Below are 19140 nucleotides of genomic sequence, written 5' to 3'. Positions count from 1 at the left end.
CCCTTTCCATACCTTTTTTCCAAGCCCGTGCGCACGCAGGACCACGTAAATGACCCAAGCCTCCCCCGCGATCGAGCTGAAAGGCATCTCCAAGGCATTCGGCCCGGTTCAGGCCAACAAGGACATCTCCATTTCCGTTCAGCCCGGCACCATCCACGGCATCGTGGGCGAAAACGGCGCCGGAAAATCGACGCTGATGTCCATCCTTTACGGCTTCTACAAGGCGGATGCGGGCGAGATCTTCATCAACGGGCAACTAACGCCGATCCCCGACAGCCAGGCCGCGATCAGCGCCGGCATCGGCATGGTTCACCAGCATTTCAAGCTGGTCGAGAATTTCACCGTCGTCGAAAACGTGATCCTCGGCGCCGAAGACGGCGCGATGCTGCAACCCTCCATCGCCAAGGCCCGCAAACTGCTGACCGAACTGGCCGAGGAATACGGGCTGAACGTCGACCCCGACGCGGTGGTCGAGGAGTTGAGCGTCGGCCACCAGCAGCGCGTGGAGATCCTGAAACAGCTTTACCGCAAGGCCGACATCCTCATCCTCGACGAACCTACGGGCGTGTTGACCCCGGCGGAGGCCGATCAGCTGTTCCGGATCCTGGGGCGGCTCAAGGAAGAAGGCAAAACCATCATCCTGATCACCCATAAACTGCGTGAGATCATGGAGGTGACCGACACCGTTTCCGTGATGCGCCGGGGGCAGATGACCGCGACCGTGAAAACCGCCGAGACCTCGCCCCCCGAACTGGCGGAGATGATGGTGGGCCGCAAGGTGCTGCTGCGCGTGGACAAGAAACCGGCAAATCCCGGCGCCACGGTCCTGAAGGTCGATGGCCTGAAGGTCAGGGACGGCAAGGGCGTGGAACGTCTGAAGGGCATCTCGTTCCACATCCGCGCCGGCGAAATCCTCGGCATTGCCGGCGTCGCGGGCAATGGCCAGACCGAGCTTCTGGAGGTGCTGGGCGGGATGAGACCGGCCCAGAGCGGCACAGTGATCCTGAACAACGACCAGATCGACCTGACGGGCAAGCATTCCAACGGACAGACCCGCCGCAATCGCGGCATCGCGCATGTGCCCGAGGACCGCCAGCAGGAAGGCCTCATCATGCCCTATGAGGCATGGGAAAACATCGCCTTCGGTTATCACCATGACCCGAAGTACCAGCGCAACCGTCTGTTGATGAACAATACCGAGATCCGCGCCGACACCATGGCCAAGATGGAGCGCTATGACGTGCGCCCGCCCAATCCGCGCCTGCCGGCGCGCAATTTTTCGGGCGGCAACCAGCAGAAGCTGGTCGTGGCCCGGGAGATGGAGCGCAATCCCGACCTGTTGCTGATCGGGCAGCCGACACGCGGGGTGGATATCGGCGCGATCGAGTTCATTCACCAGCAGATCATCGCGCTCAGGGATCAGGGCAAGGCGATCCTGCTGGTGTCGGTCGAGCTGGATGAGATCCTGGGGCTTTCCGACCGGATCGCCGTGATGTTCGATGGGCATTTCATGGGCGAACGCCTGCCCGATGAAACCGACGAAAGAGAGCTTGGCCTGATGATGGCGGGCATGACCAAGGGGGCCGCGTAGATGGACAAGATGCCAAAATGGGCCGATGTGATCCTGATCCCGCTGATCAGCGTGATCCTTGCGCTGCTCGTGTCCGGGCTTGTGGTGCTCTATATCGGCGAAAGCCCGGTCGAGGCGATGCAGATCATGGTGCGCGGCGCCATGGGGTCGGCCTATGGCTGGGGCTACACGCTTTTCTACGCCACGAATTTCATCTTTACCGGGCTGGCCGTGGCGGTGGCCTTTCACGCGCGGATGTTCAATATCGGCGGCGAGGGGCAGGCCGCTCTGGGCGGTCTCGGGGTGGCGGTCGTCTGCCTGTCCGTGCCTTGGCCGCACTGGTCCGTGGCCCTGCTTGTGGCCAGCGGCGCGGCGGCGATCTTCGGCGCGGCCTGGGCGGCGATCCCGGCCTATCTTCAGGCCAAGCGCGGCAGCCATATCGTGATCACCACGATCATGTTCAACTTCATCGCATCGGCGCTGCTGGTCTATCTTCTGGTCAACGTGTTCCGCGTGCCGGGCAGCATGGCGCCCGAAACCGCGCGGTTCGCCGACGCCGTGCATCTGCCGAACGCGGCAGATATCGTGCCGTGGCTGGGGTTCCGGTCCTCCACCCCGCTCAACATCTCGTTCCTCCTCGCGTTGCTGGCCTGTTTCCTGGTCTGGATGCTGATCTGGCGCACCCGTCTGGGGTATGAAATCCGCGCCTTCGGCCATTCCGAAACGGCGGCTGTCTATGCCGGTATCAGCCCGGTGCGCATCATCATGATCGCGATGCTGATCTCGGGCGGGCTGGCCGGGCTGATGGCCACCAACTCGGTCATGGGAGAGGCCGAACGGCTGGTGATCGACAATGTGCAAGGCGCGGGCTTCGTCGGGATCGCGGTGGCGCTGATGGGCCGGTCGCACCCGGTGGGCGTGTTCCTCGCGGCGATCCTCTTCGGTGTGCTCTATCAGGGCGGAGCGGAGCTTGAATTCGAGATGCCGGCCGTCAGCCGCGAAATGATCGTCGTGATTCAGGCGCTGGTCATCCTGTTCACCGGCGCGCTCGACAACATGGTGCGGATGCCGATGGAAAAGCTCTTCCTCAGCCTGCGCCGCCGCGACCGCGCGGACAGCCCGGCGGAGTAACCCCGATGATCGCCCAGCACCTGCCCGCATTGCTCCTGGCTCTCGGCATCTTCGCATCCGGGTTCTTGGTACTCGGCCCCAGCATTCTGGCCGTCATGGGCACCTCGATGGCACAAGGCCGCCGCCGGAACGCGCCGTACGGGGTCGAGGACGAGGAGCCCACGGGCCTGAACATGGTGCTGCGCGGGCCTGCCATCAAATTGACGAAGCCCGAAGCGCCGCCAGATCGAAACGGGCATGGGTCTCTTCTTCGCCTTCGCCGCCTTCAAACTCGCCACATCCCGGAGCTGAGCCCATGGATTTCCTGACCATCCTGCAAATCCTCGACAGCACCGTCCGGCTGGCGACGCCGCTGCTGCTGGCCTGCCTTGCGGGACTCTATTCCGAACGTGCGGGCATTTTCGACATCGGACTGGAAGGCAAGATGCTGGCCGCCGCCTTCTTCTCGGCGGCCGTCGCCTTCACCTCCGGCAATGTCTGGGTCGGGCTGATGGCCGGGATTGCCGCATCCTGCGTCCTGTCGGGCATTCACGGCCTGGCCTCTATCACCTTCCGGGGAAATCAGCTGATCTCGGGTGTCGCGATCAACTTCCTCGCCGCGGGCATGACCGTGGTCATCGCCCAGACATGGTTTCAGCAAGGCGGGCGCACGCCGCCGCTGCAAGGGGCCGCACGCTTTCAGGAAATCACCCTGCCCTTCGCCGATGCGATGGCCGATGTCCCGATCATCGGGCCGATCTATTCCGAACTGATCTCGGGCCATTCGATCCTAGTCTACATGGCGCTGGCGATCGTGCCGCTGACATGGTGGATCCTGTTTCGCACCCGGTTCGGCCTGCGCCTGCGCGCGGTGGGTGAAAACCCCGCCGCCGTGGACACCGCCGGTATCTCGGTGGTGGGCGCGCGCTATGCGGCGGTGATGATCTGCGGCGTCCTGTGCGGGCTTGCGGGCGCGTATCTGGCCACCAGCCTTGCCGCCGGATTTGTGAAGGACATGAGCGCCGGGCGCGGCTTCATCGCCCTTGCCGCGCTGATCTTCGCCAAGTGGCGGCCCTGGTACGCGCTTTATGCCTGTCTTCTCTTCGGGCTGCTGGATGCGGTCGGCAACCGCTATCAGAATATCGAGCTTGTCGGCGTGACCATCCCGGTGCAGTTCATGCAGGCCCTGCCGTATATCCTGACCGTGGTGATCCTTGCAGGGTTCGTGGGCAAGGCGATCCCGCCGCGCGCCGGCGGGGAGCCCTACGTCAAGGAACGGTAACGATCGGCCTGAGTCCGTCCGGCAATGCCGGTACCGGCCCCGGATCAGGGCGCCGCGCGGCGTTTCCGTCCGGCAGCGCGACCCGAAAATCCGGGGCGGGGCACAGCCCGATGGCTCCATAGCGATCCTGTTCCGATCTGTCGCAGCCGGCCCGGGGTGCGACACTCTGGCATTGACGTAAGGGCCGCGCTACACGGGAAGCCATAAGGACGGAGGCCTCAGCCAACCCATGCAAATCTACCTGCCCATCGCCGAGGTCAGCGTGAACGCCTTTCTGCTGCTGGGTTTGGGCGGGTTGGTCGGCGTTCTGTCGGGCATGTTCGGCGTCGGCGGCGGGTTTCTGATGACGCCGTTGCTGTTCTTCATCGGCATTCCCCCCGCCGTCGCCGTCGCGACCGAAGCCAACCAGATCGTGGCCTCCAGCTTTTCCGGCGTGCTGGCGCATCTCAAACGCAAGACCGTGGATCTCAGGATGGGCACGGTCCTGCTCATAGGCGGGCTTGTAGGGGCCGCGGCGGGCGTTCAGGTCTTCGCGATCCTGACAGCCCTCGGTCAGGTCGATCTGCTGGTGCGGCTCTGTTATGTCGTGTTTCTGGGCCTGATCGGCGGGCTGATGTTCATCGAAAGCCTGCGCGCGATCCGCCGGGCGCGCGCGGCGGGCGATGCGCCTGTTCCGCGCCGCAAGCATCGCGGCTGGATCCATGCCCTGCCGTTCAAGATGCGGTTCCGCACCTCGGGCCTTTACATCTCGGTCATCCCGCCGCTGCTGGTCGGGCTTCTGGTCGGTGTGCTGGCGGCGATCATGGGCGTGGGCGGCGGCTTCATCATGGTGCCCGCGATGATCTATCTGCTCGGAATGCCCACCAAGGTCGTCGTCGGCACATCGCTCTTCCAGATCATTTTCGTCACCGGCTTCGCCACGCTTCTGCACGCCACGACCAATTACACCGTCGATATGGTGCTGGCCGTGCTACTGCTGGTGGGCGGCGTCATCGGCGCGCAGATCGGCACCCGGATCGGTGTCAAGATGAAGGCCGAACAACTGCGTATCCTGCTGGCGATCATGGTGCTGGCGGTCTGCGGTCGGCTGGCGCTGGATTTGCTTCTGGAACCGGCGGAACTCTACTCCCTCGGCAACGGGGGGTCCCATTGAAACGGTTGCTCCTGATCCTGGCCCTGATCCTGCCCGCGCCTGCGCTGGCCGAGCAGGTCGTGGCCGGTCTCAGCCGCGACGAGATCGCGATCACCACCAATTTCGACGGGTCCGAGATCCTGATCTTCGGCGCGGTCCGCCGGGAGGCGCCGATCCCGCGCAGCGGCCCGCTTGAGGTGATCATCACCGTCGAAGGCCCCGACCGGCCGGTGACCGTGCGCCGCAAGGATCGCCGCTTCGGCATCTGGATCAACACCGACGCCGCCGAGGTGGATGAGGCGCCGACCTTCTATGCCGTGTCCACCACGGCGCCGCTGCGCGACGTACTGAGCGACACCAACGATCTGCGCCACCGGATCTCGATCCGCCGGGCGATCCGCGTGGTGGGCTCGGGCGTGAGCGATCAGCCGAGTTTCACCCGCGCGCTGATCCGCATCAGGGAGGAGAACGGCCTCTACCAATTGAACGAAGGGGCGGTGAGCCTGCGCGATGACACGCTGTTCGATACCTCCGTCCGGCTGCCCGCAAATCTGGTCGAAGGCAGTTACCGCACACGGATCTTCCTGACCCGGAACCGCGAAATCATCGCCGAATACGACACCGTGATCGCGGTGCGCAAGGTCGGCCTTGAACGGCTGATCTACAATCTCGCCCATGACCGTCCGCTGATCTACGGCATCCTGTCGCTGGTCATCGCAATCGCCGCGGGCTGGCTCGCCTCGGCGGTGTTCCGGTACATCCGCGCATGACCGGCCCCGCCGACACCGTGCGCGGTTTCTGGGACGCGATGGCCAGCAATGATTTTCATGCGGCAAGCCGCTGGCTCAGCCCCGATTTTCGTCTCGATTGGCCCCAGTCGGGCGAGGTGATCGAGGGGCCCGCGGCCTTCGCCGCCGTGAACACCGCCTATCCGGCCAGCGGGCGCTGGCGTTTCGATATCCGCCGCCTCGTGGCCGAGGGCGACACCGTGGTGACGGAGGTTCACGTGACCGACGGCGCGATAGAGGCCGTGGCGCTCACCTTTCACACCGTCCGCGCGGGCCGGATCACGAAACAGGTGGAATACTGGCCCGATCCCTACGATCCGCCGGAATGGCGGGCGCAATGGGTCCGGCGCATCTAGCCGCGCCCGACATAGGGCATATTCGTCGCCAGCACCGTCTGGAACAGCACATTGGCCGAAGGCGGCAAGCTTGCCATGTGCAGCACCGACCGCGCCGCGTCGGCCACATCCATCATGTCCATCAGCGGCTTGCCCTCGGCCAGCATCCGCTCATTCAGCTTGTCGACCAGTTCGGTCCGCGCATTGCCGATATCGATCTGTCCCGCCGCGATCCCGAACCGCCGCCCGTCGAGGCTCAGCGTTCTGGTCAGCCCGGTCACCCCGTGTTTCGTGGTGGTATAGCAGACGGAGCCTTCGCGCGGCGAATGGGCCGAAAGCGACCCGTTGTTGATGATCCGCCCGCCTTGCGGATCCTGCGCGCGCATTTGGGCGAACGCGGCGCGGGCGGTGTTAAACATGCCGGTCAGGTTCACCGCCAGGCTGCGGTGCCAGTCATCGGGGTCGATCTCGTCAATCGTGCCCTGGGGCGTGAAGATGCCCGCATTGTTGAAAACGGCATCCAGCCGGCCCCATTTTTCGGCCAGCGCCGCAACCGCCGCCTCGACCGCCGCCAGATCGCTCACATCGGCGGGCAGGCACATCGCCGATTGCCGCCCCCCTGCAAGCGCCTCCAGCCGTCCGGCGCGGCGCGCGAGCAATCCCACGCGCCAGCCCTCGGCCAGAAACAGCTCCGCCGTGGCACGGCCAATTCCGGAACTCGCCCCGGTGATCAGAATGGTCTTCATGTCTCCTCCACGTGCAGGGCCAGCGGCTCCGCGGGCACCTCCAGATCGTCGACCCCCAGAACCGCCTGCGGTTTCGACAGCATATAGCGCGTGACCCAGATCAGCCGTTCCTCGGCGCGGGTGATCGCCACATAGGCCAGCCGCTTCCACAGCGCCTGCCCGGCCTCTTCCCGCCCGGCGCGCGCGGCGGCATAAAGATCGGGCGCGAAGACCTGCACCGTTTCCCACTGGCTGCCCTGCGCCTTGTGGGTCGTCACCGCCGCCCCATGCAGAAATGTGGCGCCCATCCGCGCCGCGAAGGGGATGAAGGGCTCCTCCTCCCCCGGCTTTTCGATCTTCACGATGGAGGCCGCCGACAGGCGCGGGCTTTCCGCGCCCACCACATGCAGCCGCGAAAACCCCGGCTTGGTGCCGGGCCCGATATAGACCACCTGCGCGCCCTTGATCAGGCCGCGCGCCTCAAGGTCGATCCGTTTCTTCCGATGCTTGATCGGCAGTTCGATCCCGTCGCAGATCAGCGGCTCCCCCGGCAGAAGCGCATCCTCTGGCGCGCCATGGGCCATGCGGAACGCGCGGATCAGGCGAATGCGGGTCGCATTGCGCCAGACCAGAACCGGGCTGCGCGCCATCAGATCGCTGTCGGCGCGCGGCGCGACGACGATCCGGTCATCGGTCCGCGCCGCCTCCTCGATCATCCGCTCGAACTGCTCGAAGCTGAGCGCGGGGTCGCCAAGGGCATGGGCCAGATCAAGGATCGGGTTGTCCGCCTCCTGCCGGTGGACCCGGGCCAGTTCCTGCTTGCGGGGGCCTTTCAGCTGATCGAACACCATCGCGCCCGACTGACCGACCGGGGCCAACTGCGCGGGATCGCCGAACAGAACGAGAGTGGGGAAAATCTCCTGCAAATCCTCGAACTGCTTTTGATCCAGCATCGAGCTTTCATCGACCAGCCCGATATGCAGCGGGTCTTCGCGCCGCTTCCAGCCGGTGATGAAATCGGACCCGCGCAGCCCCGCGGCGGCCAGGGCGGCCGGCACCGATTTATGCGCGTCATACACCACCCTGGCCCGGTCCAGCGCCGTATCGCTCAGCGCCTCGATCTCGGGCCGCTCGCCCTGACCGGCCAGCCATTCGGCGACTTTCTCGTATTCCGGGTCATAGACCGGCGTGTAAAGGATGCGATGGATCGTCGTCGCGGGCACGCCCCGCGTCCGCAGCACGCTTGCTGCCTTGTTCGTGGGGGCCAGAATCGCGACGGTGCGCCGGTCCCTGCGGCGGCGGCCTTCCCAATCGCCCGACACGAGGTCAACGCCCGCGCTGACCAGCGCGTCCACCAGATGGGCCAGCAACAGGGTCTTGCCGCTGCCGGCCTTGCCGATCACCGCCATCACCGCGGATTTGCCCTCCGCCATCGGCGTCAGGGTATCGCGGTCCAGATCCACGCCGGCGGCGCGCAGCATCTCCGCAATCGCATCGTAGGCGGAGGCCTGATCGTCGGAAAAGGAAACAGCGGGGCGCGTCATGGGCGCGACCCTAGCCCGGCCCCCGCCCGAGTGCCACGGCCAAACCGCGCGCGGGCCTAGAGTGCCAGATCGCGCAACAGGACAGGCGCGCCCGGTCGCGCCTCTTCGACCAGATCGGCCAGCTTCGCCAGATGCACGGCCACCGCCCGGGCCAGCCGCGCATCGCCCCGCTGATCGGCGCCGCCATTGAAGGTCGCGGTGATCATCGCATCGGCCTCAAGCAGCACCCGGATCAGGCGCAGCGTGCGCAGATCCGCGTGATCTGCGGCGATCTGCGACAGCACCTGTTCAGGACTTTTCGGAAGTCTCATCAGAATTTCCAATACGGCTTCCAGCAGCGTATCGGGATCGTCGGCAGTCATGGTCTTACGTGTCCCGTTCCGGGTGGGTGACCGGGCTTTGCCCGCCATTCAGGGCCCGCGTTCTGCGGCGTCTGGTCAGTGACCAATGAACTACGCCCTGCCCGTCGGCATTAACAACGAAAGGCGCGCGCGACCGGCAGTTTATTAATAACTGGTTAACAAAAGCGGTGCATTCTGGCAACAGAGGCCCGGCCGGGCGGACGGCATGCCCGCCCGCGCCCGGCGGGCCGGACCAGCCGGACACCCCGCCGCGTCCATCTGCGATAGATTGTCCTTGCACCACCCGCGCCGTTCTCCGCTAGACTGCGGATATCGAGAAAAAGGGGCCCCAAATGCTGACCAATGATCAACTGTCCCAATGGGACCGCGACAGTTTCCTCCACCCCTCCACCCATCTGGCGCAGCATGCGCGCGGCGAGGTGCAGGGCCGGATCATCACCGGGGGCGAAGGCTGCTACATCACCGACCGCGACGGCAACCGCCTGCTCGATGCCTTTGCCGGGCTGTATTGCGTGAACGTGGGGTATGGCCGCACCGAAATCGCCGACGCGATTGCCGAACAGGCGCGCGAGCTGGCCTATTACCACGCCTATATGGGCCACGGCACCGAAGCGTCGGTGACCCTGTCCAAGATGGTGATGGACCGCGCGCCCGATCACATGTCCAAGGTCTATTTCGGTCAGGGCGGGTCTGACGCGAATGAAACCAACATAAAGCTGGTCTGGTACTACAACAACATCCGCGGGCTGCCCCGAAAGAAGAAGATCATCAGCCGCTGGCGCGCTTATCACGGATCGGGGCTGATGAGCGGCTCGCTCACCGGGCTCAGCCTGTTCCACAGGAAATTCGATCTGCCGCTCGACATGGTGCGGCACACCACCAGCCCCTATTATTATCGCCGCGACACCCGGGAGATGTCGGAGACCCTGTTTTCCGCGCAATGCGCCGCCGATCTGGAACAACTGATCGACACCGAGGGGGCGGAGACGATCGCCGCCTTCATCGCCGAACCCATGCTGGGCACCGGCGGCATCGTCCCCCCGCCCGAAGGCTATTGGGAGGCGATCACGCCGATCCTGGAAAAGCACGATATTCTGCTGATCGCGGACGAGGTGATCACCGGGTTTGGCCGTCTGGGTCATATGTTCGCCAGCCCCGCCTACGGGCTGACCCCCGATATCATGACCATCGCCAAGGGGCTGACCTCCGCCTATGCCCCGTTGTCGGGCTCGATCGTATCGGAAAAGGTCTGGAAGGTGCTGGAACAGGGGACGGACGAAAACGGACCCATCGGCCATGGCTGGACCTATTCGGCCCATCCCATCGGTGCCGCCGCGGGCGTTGCCAATCTCAAGCTCATCAACAGCCTTGGCCTTGTCGAGAATGCGGCCACCGTGGGGCCCTACCTCACCGCGCAGATGCAGGCGGCGCTTGGCGACCACCCCCATGTGGGCGAGATCCGCGGCGAAGGCATGCTGACGGCGGTGGAACTGATCGCCGACCGCGACAGCCGCACCTATTTCGACCCCGACCGCAAGATCACACCGCAGATCGTGGCCGCCATGGGCCGGCGCGGGGTGATCGCGCGGGCGATGCCGCAGGGCGACATCATCGGCTTCGCCCCGCCGCTCTGCCTGACCCGGGAGGAGGCCGATACCGTGATAACGGCCACGGCCGGGGCGGTGGCCGAGGTCCTGGGCTAGACCCGGCGCGCTTTTCATTGCTCCGCACCCCCCGCATGAGGTACCAGTTCGGCATCATATGACCCGATTTTCTGATATCTTTTCATGACGCCCAAAGGCCATCTTTCCTGCCCGAACTGCGGCAATGGCTTCGACCGCCTGCAAAAATCGATGCGGATGTTCGATTGCCCCTCCTGCGGCACGACGCTGTTCCGGGAGGCTGATGCGCTGGCCCCGATCGGCAACCATGGCGAGATGCATGAAGTCCCGATGCTGCTCGGCCTTGGCGACAAGCTGCGCGTCGGGCGGCATGTCTACCGGATGGTGGGCCATGCCCGGTTCGACTACGGGCGCGGCTGGTGGGATGAGCTTTGGGCCCTCGACGGCAGCGGCAATGGCGCCTGGATCAGCATCGACGAGGGCGATGTGATCCTCCAGACCGCGCTGCCGGAGGGACAGGCTCCGAAATGGAACGGGGCGCCCCCGCTTGGCTCCAGCTTCCGGGTGGAGGGCGAGACCTACACCGTGACGGAGGCCGACACCGCCGCCTGCGTTGCCATTCGCGGGGAGTTCCCCGAAGTCATGGAAATCGGGGAGCGGCACGACTTCGTGAACGCCGCCGGCGACGATGGCGCGCTTATCTCCGGCGAGTTCTGGGCCGGGGGCCGCGCATGGTACAGGGGCCGCTGGCTCGACCCGTTCGATCTGAAGCCGGACCGCGCGGCATGACCCGCACCACCGATCTCTCCTCGATCAATTGCACGCAATGCGGCGCGGGCCTGGGCGTGCTGGGCGGGGGCCGCGTGCGAACCCATGTCTGCGGCTATTGCGGCGCGGTTCTCGACGCGCAGGACAAGTACAGGATCCTGACCTCCATCGGCAAACGGGACCACCCGTTCAGCCCGGTGAATATCGGCATGACGGCGACCATCGAAGGCGCGGATTTCACCGTCATCGGCACGCTCGGGATGATCGAGACCTATCGCGGCGAAACCTGGCGCTGGACCGAGCATCAGCTGTTTTCGCCCACCCACGGCTACGCATGGCTCAGCTATGAAAGCGGCGCCTTTGTCTTCACCCGCAAGCTGCGCGACCTGCCCTCGCCCATGTGGATCGGCACCGCGCAGGTGGAACGCGCCGAAAGCCCGCCGCGCGCCCGGCTGAACGACGGCCATTACCGCTACTACGAGACCAGCACGGCGCGCATCGATTTCATGGAAGGGGAGTTCAACTGGCTCCCCAAACTGGGGGAGAGCAAGACCGCCGTCACGCTGATGTCCCGTGAGGCGATGCTGAGCTATTCCTTCAGCCGGAACGAACGCGAGGTGGAACGCTCGATCCTGCTCCCGACCGAACGGATCTGCGCCCAGCTTGGCATCGATCCGGCCACAATCCGCGTGACGGAACCCCATCCCCTGACCCCTTTCAAACCGTTGAAGGACGAAGGCTTCCTGCGTGCCGCGCTGCTTGGCTTTGCCGCCCTCGCGCTTTTCCTGACCCTGGCCCTGTGGATGTTGCCCGGTGACAGGGTGCTGAACGTCGACCGGGTGCCGGTCCGCGATCTGCCGCAAACCTACGACTTCACGCTCACCTCGACCGATCAGCTGGTTCGCGTGGACCTGCAAACCGATGTCAGCAACGCCTATGCGCTCTTCTCGACCGAGATCCTGAATGCGGCGGGCGAGCCTGTGGTCGAGGGGATGCGCGCGGCGCAGTATTACTCCGGCACCGATGGCGGCGAGCGATGGTCCGAAGGTTCGCGCCGCGCGCATTATCTGTTCCGGCCCGCGGACACCGGCGTGCATCGGATCACGCTGGATCTGGAGGAGGCGGAAAGCTGGCAGGGCAATCATAGCCCGCTCTCCTACGTCACCATATCGGTGCGTCAGAAGGTGACGACCTCTCTCTGGATGGGGGCCATGACGGTTGTGTTCCTTCTGGGCGCCCTGGCGCTGCAAGGCCGCTACGCATTGTATGAAAAACGCCGCTGGTCCGGCTCGGACTGGACTGATGAAGATTAGAAAGGCCCGCCCATGACCCCGTTTCGCGTCGTCATACTGGTCGGCTGCAGCCTCGCCCTTCTGGGCGCAGGCTATCTGTCCTATTACGGCATCGGTCGCGAAAGCCGGGATATCGCCACCGCCGCCTCGATCCGCGCCGGCAGCCCGGGCGGTGGCTACAATTCGCTCGGCCGTATCAAATGACCCAAAAGGAGCCCGTCCCATGAACCCGTTTGAGCTGATCGTTCTGGCCGAATTCGTCTCCACGCTGTTTTACACCGGCATCGGGCTGGTACTTTTGTGGATCGCGTGGAAAGTGCTCGATCTGATGACCCCCTTCTCGATCGTCAAGGAGATCGAAGAGGATCAGAACACCGCCCTGGCCGTGCTGATCAGCGCGGTCTTCATCTCGATCTCGATCATCATCGCCGCCGTCATCCTGTCTTGACCGCCTCCTCACGGTCCGAGGTCACGCCCAAGGTCGCCTGGCTTCTGGCGGCCACCTTCGTGGTTGCCGTCGCGGGCCTGATCTACGAGCTGATCGCGGCCACGATCTCCAGCTATCTGATCGGGGATTCGATCCGGCAGTTTTCCTTCGTGATCGGGGTATTCCTGTCCGCGATGGGCCTGGGGGCCTATCTGTCGCGCTTTGTCGGCGATGCCCTTGGCGGGTTCGTGCGGGCGCAGATCGCCCTTGGCGTCTTCGGCGGCGCGTCGGGGCCGGTCCTGTTCTTCGCCTATGCCTGGTCGGGCAGCGTCGGCTTGCCGCTTTACGGGCTGCTGATCATCATCGGCGTGCTGTCGGGCATGGAAATCCCCCTGATCACCCGGGTGCTGAAACAGATCGGGGCGGCCGAGTTCCGCTTCGAAAACGTGCTGACCGCGGATTACATCGGCGCGCTTGCCGCCAGCCTCGCCTTTCCGCTTCTGATCATCCCGAACCTCTCCCTGATCGCGGCCAGCCTCGCCTTCGGCGTGCTGAACCTGCTGGTGGCGGGGTTTTCGCTCTGGCTTTTCCGCGACCGGCTGGGCCGCAGCCTCTGGCTGCCCTGGGCCGGGTTTCTGGGGCTTGCCCTGATCGGCCTCGCCGCGAGCGACCGGCTCGTCTCCGCAATCGATGCGCGGCTGTTCGAAGACGACGTCATCCTCTCCGAACAGACCCCGTATCAGGCCATCACCATCACCCGCTTCGACGAGCGGATCCGGCTGTTCCTCGATCAGTCGATCCAGTTCGACACGCTGGACGAACACCGCTACCACGAGGCGCTGGTCCATCCGGCCATGGGCCTCGCCCCGCGGCGGTCGGATGTGCTGATCCTTGGCGGCGGCGACGGCATGGCGCTTCGCGAGGTGCTGCGCCATGACGATGTGGAGACCGTCACGCTGGTGGATCTGGACCCGCGCGTGACGGAGCTGTTCGCGACCAATCCGGCCCTGACCCCGCTCAACCGAAACGCGTTCAACGATCCGCGCGTGACCGTCGTCAACGCCGATGCCTGGGCCTTCATCGCCGAGGATACCGCCATTTACGATGTGATCATCGCCGACCTGCCGGACCCGAAAACCATCGCAGTGTCAAAGCTTTACTCGATCGAGTTTTACGCCATGCTGGTCGAGCGCCTCTCCGCGCAGGGGCTTTTCGTGACGCAGGCCGGGTCGCCCACATTCGCGCGGCAGGCCTTCTGGACGATCGAGGCGACCCTGGCGGCCACCCGCAACCCGCAAGCCCCCGGCGCGGGTCTCGCCACGCTGCCCTATCACGTCTACGTGCCCAGCTTCGGCGATTGGGGCTTTGTCATCGCCGGTCCCATGGGCCTGACGGATCGCACGCCGGTCCTGCCCGAAAACCTGCGTTTCCTCACGCCCGGGGTCTGGCAGGCCGCCCGGGTCTTCGGCCTCGATACCGCGCCCCTGCAGGCGGAGGTCAACTCCATTCAGGGCCATCCGCTGGTGCCGCTTTATCACGCCGGATGGAACCACTGGTTCCGCTGATCCGTCCGGCGCTGGAAAGCCCTGCTAACGGTTCAGCAGGCGGCGCATGGCCGCCATCCCGTCGCCGGTTATCCCGTGCCCGTCGCCGGGTGTGACCTGAAGCTCCACCTCCGCGCCCAGAGTCCGGAACACCTTGGCGCTATCTTCGGCGCGGGCCAGCGGGATATGCGGGTCGCGCGCATGAACCGCGATCACGACGGGGGTGCCCTCCAGCCGGTTGTCATAGTCGAAAAGCTTGCGCCCATACCCGTAGAGCGCATCGGTCGCGCCGCCACCGGCGTCGCCCGTGCCCACCAGCCCGCCGGACAGGCCGATGACCGCCCCCAGACCGGCGCTTCGCGCCCCGTATTCCAGCGCCAGACAGGCCCCCTGACTGAAGCCCGCCACCGCGATGCGGTCCCGCGCCAGGCCACCCTCCACCAGCGCCTCCACCGCCCGGTCCAGCGCATGCAATCCCGCCTCCAGATAAGGGGCCATCTGTGCATGCGGCGCCAGAAACGACGTGGGCCACCAGCTTTGCCCGATGGCATCCGGAGCCGCCAGCGCGACATCGGGCAGACCAAGCGCCGCGCCCAGGTCCAGAATGTCGGCCGCGGAGCCACCGCGCCCATGCGCCAGGACGAGGCCCCGGGCCGCCCGGCCCGGGCTGGCCCCGCCAAACGACAGCAGGGCCCGGTTGCTCATGGGGTTACCTTGAGGGGCGGCAGCACCTGTTCGAGGCGGTCGCGCTGCGACTCGTATTGAGCCGGCAGCTTCAGCGCGCTGCCCAGATCGGCAACATCCTCATCCACCGCAAAGCCCGGCGGATCGGTCGCGATCTCGAACAGAACTCCGCCCGGTTCCCGGAAATAGATCGCGTTGAAATACTGCCGGTCGATCACCGGCGTCGGCCCGAACCCGGCGCTTGTCAGCGTCTCGCGCCACGCCTGCTGCACCGCGTCGTCTTCGGCGCGGAACGCCACATGATGGATGCTTCCGGCGCCCTGCCGCCCGATAGAGGGGGCATCGGACCGGATCAGATCGACCACCGCACCGCGCGCATCACCCGGCGCTTTCAGACGCAGGCGTTCCACCCCGCCGGTCGGCTCATGACCGGCCTGCTCATAGCCGAACACATCCACCAGAAGCCGCGCGGTCGGCTCGGTATCCCGCTCCCAGAGCGTGACGGAGTGAAACCCGTCCAGATCCTCCGCGCTCTCGCGGTCGGTCTCGATCAGTTCCACCGGCGCGCCGTCGGGGTCCGCAAGGGTGATCACCCGGGCGCCAAAACGCTCCACGGGCCCGTCGAAAGCCACGGCCGCTTCGGCCAGCCGCTCCATCCAGGGGTCGAACCGCCCCGCAGGCACCGCATACCCATAGGCGGAGGCCATGCCCGGCCCAGCCCGGCCCGGCCCCGCATCGGCAAACGGAAAAAACGTCAGGATCGTGCCGGGGCTGCCCGTCCGATCGCCGTAATACAGATGGTAGGTGCCCGGATCGTCGAAATTCACAGTCTTCTTGACCAGACGCTGGCCCAGCACGCCGGTGAAGAAATCGACATTGGCCTGAGGCGGGCCGGAAATGGCCGTCACATGGTGCAGGCCGGGGATCGAATGGGTCATCTGATATCTCCTCCAGATCGTGAATGGGGCAAGCGGCCCCGCTTGCTGGAAAGCTGGGTCGGCATCTCCCTACATCAATGCACATACACGCGCGAAGGTTGTGCGGAAATGCACTGCGCCCACTCCCCGAAACGCCGGTTTCCGGGGCCAACGGGCCCGCCCTTGTGAGGTCTGGGGAAATCAGCTAGCGTTTCATTTCCATACCGCTTGATCATTCCAGAGCGGCGTTTTTTTGACAATCGCGCTGGTTACGGGACGTTTCGCCCACCATGATTTCACGATTGAGATCTATTTTCAGCCGATATGCCGATCAGCACATCACGTTGAAAATGCCGGGCTTTCCCTTGGGCCCCGATCCGGACCATCCGACAGGCTATGTGGATTTCTACACATTGGCCGGGGATCATGTGCATGTGGTGGGCTGGTCCACCGCGTCCCATCTGATCCTGTCCAGCGAAACGCAATCCGGTGTTGCCCGCCCGGATATCCCGCGCCCCGATGTCGCTTCCGCGCTGAACCTTGCCGACACGGCCGCCCTGGGCTTCGAGTTGACCATGCCGCGCGACGGCACCGACCTGACCCTGACCAGCGTGACCGGAAGCTTCGGCCATGCACAGCCCCTGCCCGGCCCCGGCACGGCGGAGGTGCGGGCCGCGCAACGCGCGCTGCGGCCCGAATTCGCCCGGCTTCTGTTTCGCAATATCGGGCCGATCCTGCGCTGGAAACTGTTTCGGGACACGCGCGCCTACAGCCGGATCATATCCGAACTGGGGTTCGACCGCAGCCCCTCGGGCCGCGGCCTTCTGGATGATGATCTCTTTGCCCGCACCGATACGGCCCATCCCGCGGCGATGACCGGGGCAAGGGCGGAAACGCAGGAATCAAGCGCCGGAACCGGCACCGTCACGATCATCCTGCCTGTCTACAACGCCCTCGATCTCCTGCCCGAGGTGCTGGACCGGGTGATGCGGCACACCGATATTCCCTTTCGCCTGATCATTCTGGAGGACTGTTCCAGCGATCCGGCGGTCCGCCCCTATCTGCGGGACTGGCGCGAGGGGCTTGGCTCCGACGCCCCGGTGGAGTTGCTGGAAAACGAGCAAAATCTCGGCTTCATCGGCAGCGTCAACCGCGGGCTGGCGCGGGCGCGCGATCTGGGCGAGCACGTCATCTTGCTGAATTCCGACGCGTTCGTGCCGCAGGGCTGGGCCTCCCGGCTGATGCAACCGATCCTGACCGGGGACAAGGTGGCGACGGTTACGCCCATGTCCAACGATGCCGAGATCTTCTCGGTCCCCGGCATCTGCAGGCGAAATGTCCTTCTGCCCGGGCAGGCCGACCTGATCGACCGGGCCGCGCGGTGGATCGACCCCGTCGCGGGGCAGGCCGCAACGCCCACAGGCGTCGGCTTCTGCATGGCGATCAATGCCGCGTTTCTCCGGCGGCTTCCCGCTCTCGATACCGTCTTCGGGCGCGGCTATGGCGAAGAGGTCGATTGGTGCCAGAAAGCAGCCGCCCTTGGCGGGCGCCATATCGGGCTTGGCAATCTCTTCGTCGAACATCGCGGCGGGGAAAGCTTCGGCACGCTCCAGAAGCAGGAACTGCTTCGGCGCAACGGCGCAACCATTTCCCGGCGCTATCCCCGCTACGATGCCCAGGTGCAGGACTTCATCGCGACCGACCCGCTGAAATCCGTGCGTCTCGCGCTGGCCATCGCCTGGGCCGGCAGCCTGACCGCCGATCCGTTGCCGATCTACCTCGCCCATAGTCTCGGCGGCGGGGCGGAACGCTATCTCGAACGGGAAATCAGCCGCCGGATCGCGGCGGGCGGGGCGGCCGTCGTGCTGCGCGTGGGCGGCGCCAGCCGCCTGACGCTGGAGGTCCACGGCGCGTTCGGAACCATCTCGGGGCACACCGGAAATCTGGTTCTTGTCACCGGGCTGCTGGCATCCACCGGACCGCGCAGGGTGATCTACTCCTGCGGTGTCGGCGATGCGGATCCGGTCGGCCTGCCCGAGATCCTGTCCGGCCTGAAACGGGGGCCCGAGGATCGGCTGGAGATCCTTTTCCACGATTTCTTCCCGCTCAGCCCCTCTTACGTGCTGCTGGACGAGGAAAACCGCTTCACCGGCGTGCCCGCCGCCGACAGCACCGCCAGGATCCACAGCATCCTGCGCCCCGACGGCACCCATGTCCCCTTGCGGGACTGGCGCAAAGCCTGGGGCGCGCTGATCGCCAAGGCCGACGGTTTGACGGTCTTTTCCCGGGACAGCCGCGATCTGGTCACCGCCGCCTATCCCGAAGCCGCCGACCGGATCACCGTCGCCCCGCACGAGATGCTGGCCAGGGTGCCCGCCATTCTGCGCCCGCCCGAAGGCCCGCGCCCGGTTCTCGGCGTGCTGGGCGATATCGGCATGCAAAAGGGCGCCGGCGTCGTGTCCGCGATCTGCAAGAAGCTGACCGGCCCCGGGCAGCGCCCGTTCGACATGGCCGTCATCGGCAATTTCGACCGGGCGTTCCCCATGCCCGACTGGGTGCCGATCCATGGCAGCTATGCGATCGGGGAGATCCCCGATCTGGTCGCCAGATACGGGGTCAGCCACTGGCTCATCCCCTCGATCTGGCCCGAAACCTTCTCCTTCGTGACCCATGAGGCGCTGGCGACGGGCTTGCCCGTCTTCTGCTTCGATCTGGGCGCGCAGGCCGAGGCGGTGCGGCAGGCCGGCCCGCCCAACCGGGTCATCTCGCGCCGCGGCACCTCCCGCCTCATCGCGGATCTGTCCGCCGCAATGGCTCCCGCCGAGACCGCCAGGATCGCCGCTGCCGATTGATCGAATGCCGGTTCTCTGCACGCGAGGTCGCCCCGGTTCGGGGGCCTGCACCGCGACCTGTACCGCTGTCCGACCCGGGCCCGATAGGCGGGGTCTTGCCGGTGCCCGCGCGAATTATCTTGCTTTATGTGCGGCCCCGCCCCATATGGCCCTTGCGACCGTTACCGCAAATCGACCCGCTGTCTC

General features: G+C 65.6%; 19 protein-coding genes. 14 read left to right on the top strand and 5 right to left on the bottom strand.

What is annotated here, in order from left to right:
• Nucleotides 1–49: 49 nt before the first annotated feature.
• The 7 genes from ACQ651_RS19610 (at nt 50) to ACQ651_RS19580 (ending at nt 6238) form a co-directional block, all read left to right on the top strand.
• Nucleotides 50–1591, top strand: a complete 1542-nt coding sequence (locus ACQ651_RS19610) for an ABC transporter ATP-binding protein (RefSeq protein ID WP_227284530.1) — start codon at nt 50–52, stop codon at nt 1589–1591.
• Nucleotides 1592–2701 carry an ABC transporter permease gene (locus ACQ651_RS19605; RefSeq protein WP_227284531.1) on the top strand — a complete coding sequence of 370 codons (1110 nt, stop codon included), beginning with the start codon at nt 1592–1594 and terminating at the stop codon, nt 2699–2701.
• A gap of 5 nt (nt 2702–2706) precedes the next feature.
• On the top strand, nt 2707–3009 hold the full coding sequence (locus tag ACQ651_RS19600; RefSeq protein WP_430450226.1) for a hypothetical protein: 303 nt from the start codon (nt 2707–2709) through the stop codon (nt 3007–3009).
• Nucleotides 2997–3962, top strand: a complete 966-nt coding sequence (locus ACQ651_RS19595; protein ID WP_227284533.1) for an ABC transporter permease — start codon at nt 2997–2999, stop codon at nt 3960–3962. Before ACQ651_RS19600 ends, ACQ651_RS19595 begins: the two co-directional genes overlap by 13 nt.
• 229 nt (nt 3963–4191) lie before the next feature.
• A complete protein-coding gene (locus tag ACQ651_RS19590) occupies nt 4192–5115 on the top strand; it encodes a sulfite exporter TauE/SafE family protein (protein WP_227284534.1) in 924 nt (307 codons plus the stop codon).
• Entirely contained in the window at nt 5112–5864 is a 753-nt protein-coding gene (locus ACQ651_RS19585) for a TIGR02186 family protein (RefSeq protein ID WP_430450225.1), read from the top strand. Before ACQ651_RS19590 ends, ACQ651_RS19585 begins: the two co-directional genes overlap by 4 nt.
• Complete coding sequence (locus tag ACQ651_RS19580) at nt 5861–6238, top strand: nuclear transport factor 2 family protein (RefSeq protein WP_430450224.1); 378 nt, start codon at nt 5861–5863, stop codon at nt 6236–6238. Before ACQ651_RS19585 ends, ACQ651_RS19580 begins: the two co-directional genes overlap by 4 nt.
• Here ACQ651_RS19580 and ACQ651_RS19575 read toward each other — a convergent pair.
• Genes ACQ651_RS19575 through ACQ651_RS19565 form a run of 3 tightly spaced genes read right to left on the bottom strand, consistent with a single transcriptional unit; the run spans nt 6235 to nt 8848 of the window.
• A complete protein-coding gene (locus ACQ651_RS19575; protein ID WP_375550706.1) occupies nt 6235–6963 on the bottom strand; it encodes an SDR family oxidoreductase in 729 nt (242 codons plus the stop codon). The two genes, ACQ651_RS19580 and ACQ651_RS19575, sit on opposite strands and share 4 nt — an antisense overlap.
• Nucleotides 6960–8486 carry an ATP-dependent DNA helicase gene (locus ACQ651_RS19570; RefSeq protein ID WP_430450223.1) on the bottom strand — a complete coding sequence of 509 codons (1527 nt, stop codon included), beginning with the start codon at nt 8484–8486 and terminating at the stop codon, nt 6960–6962. Before ACQ651_RS19570 ends, ACQ651_RS19575 begins: the two co-directional genes overlap by 4 nt.
• A gap of 56 nt (nt 8487–8542) precedes the next feature.
• The gene (locus ACQ651_RS19565; RefSeq protein ID WP_430450222.1) at nt 8543–8848 is read right to left on the bottom strand and encodes a hypothetical protein; all 306 of its coding nucleotides are present in this window, start codon (nt 8846–8848) and stop codon (nt 8543–8545) included.
• Between the two features lie 332 nt (nt 8849–9180).
• Here ACQ651_RS19565 and ACQ651_RS19560 point away from each other — a divergent pair, with 332 nt between their 5' ends.
• From ACQ651_RS19560 to ACQ651_RS19535, 6 genes are all read left to right on the top strand, one after another.
• The gene (locus tag ACQ651_RS19560) at nt 9181–10551 is read left to right on the top strand and encodes an aspartate aminotransferase family protein (protein ID WP_430450221.1); all 1371 of its coding nucleotides are present in this window, start codon (nt 9181–9183) and stop codon (nt 10549–10551) included.
• 84 nt (nt 10552–10635) lie between these two features.
• Nucleotides 10636–11259 (top strand): DUF4178 domain-containing protein, encoded by a 624-nt coding sequence (locus tag ACQ651_RS19555; RefSeq protein ID WP_430450220.1) that lies wholly within the window; start codon nt 10636–10638, stop codon nt 11257–11259.
• Nucleotides 11256–12551: a DUF4178 domain-containing protein gene (locus ACQ651_RS19550; protein WP_430450219.1), complete on the top strand. Its 1296-nt coding sequence runs from the start codon at nt 11256–11258 to the stop codon at nt 12549–12551. The genes ACQ651_RS19555 and ACQ651_RS19550 overlap by 4 nt, the downstream gene beginning before the upstream one ends.
• Nucleotides 12552–12563: 12 nt before the next feature.
• Nucleotides 12564–12734, top strand: coding sequence for a hypothetical protein (locus ACQ651_RS19545; protein ID WP_158598912.1), 171 nt, complete (start codon nt 12564–12566; stop codon nt 12732–12734).
• A 19-nt stretch (nt 12735–12753) separates the two neighbouring features.
• Complete coding sequence (locus tag ACQ651_RS19540; RefSeq protein ID WP_227284544.1) at nt 12754–12978, top strand: DUF350 domain-containing protein; 225 nt, start codon at nt 12754–12756, stop codon at nt 12976–12978.
• Nucleotides 12975–14522, top strand: coding sequence for a polyamine aminopropyltransferase (locus tag ACQ651_RS19535; RefSeq protein ID WP_430450218.1), 1548 nt, complete (start codon nt 12975–12977; stop codon nt 14520–14522). Before ACQ651_RS19540 ends, ACQ651_RS19535 begins: the two co-directional genes overlap by 4 nt.
• 24 nt (nt 14523–14546) lie before the next feature.
• Here ACQ651_RS19535 and ACQ651_RS19530 read toward each other — a convergent pair whose 3' ends face one another.
• Nucleotides 14547–15206 (bottom strand): alpha/beta hydrolase, encoded by a 660-nt coding sequence (locus ACQ651_RS19530; RefSeq protein ID WP_430450217.1) that lies wholly within the window; start codon nt 15204–15206, stop codon nt 14547–14549.
• Nucleotides 15203–16123: a ring-cleaving dioxygenase gene (locus ACQ651_RS19525; protein ID WP_375550713.1), complete on the bottom strand. Its 921-nt coding sequence runs from the start codon at nt 16121–16123 to the stop codon at nt 15203–15205. Before ACQ651_RS19525 ends, ACQ651_RS19530 begins: the two co-directional genes overlap by 4 nt.
• 281 nt (nt 16124–16404) lie before the next feature.
• On the opposite strand from ACQ651_RS19525, the gene ACQ651_RS19520 reads away from it, so the two are divergent.
• The gene (locus tag ACQ651_RS19520) at nt 16405–18954 is read left to right on the top strand and encodes a glycosyltransferase (RefSeq protein WP_227284548.1); all 2550 of its coding nucleotides are present in this window, start codon (nt 16405–16407) and stop codon (nt 18952–18954) included.
• Nucleotides 18955–19140 lie beyond the last annotated feature (186 nt).

It is taken from the genome of Rhodophyticola sp. (assembly GCF_965284195.1).
In the GTDB taxonomy this organism is placed as follows: Bacteria; Pseudomonadota; Alphaproteobacteria; order Rhodobacterales; family Rhodobacteraceae; genus Rhodophyticola.
The sequence above is the reverse complement of the archived record's forward strand: the minus strand, read 5'-3'. Positions and strand labels throughout refer to the sequence as shown.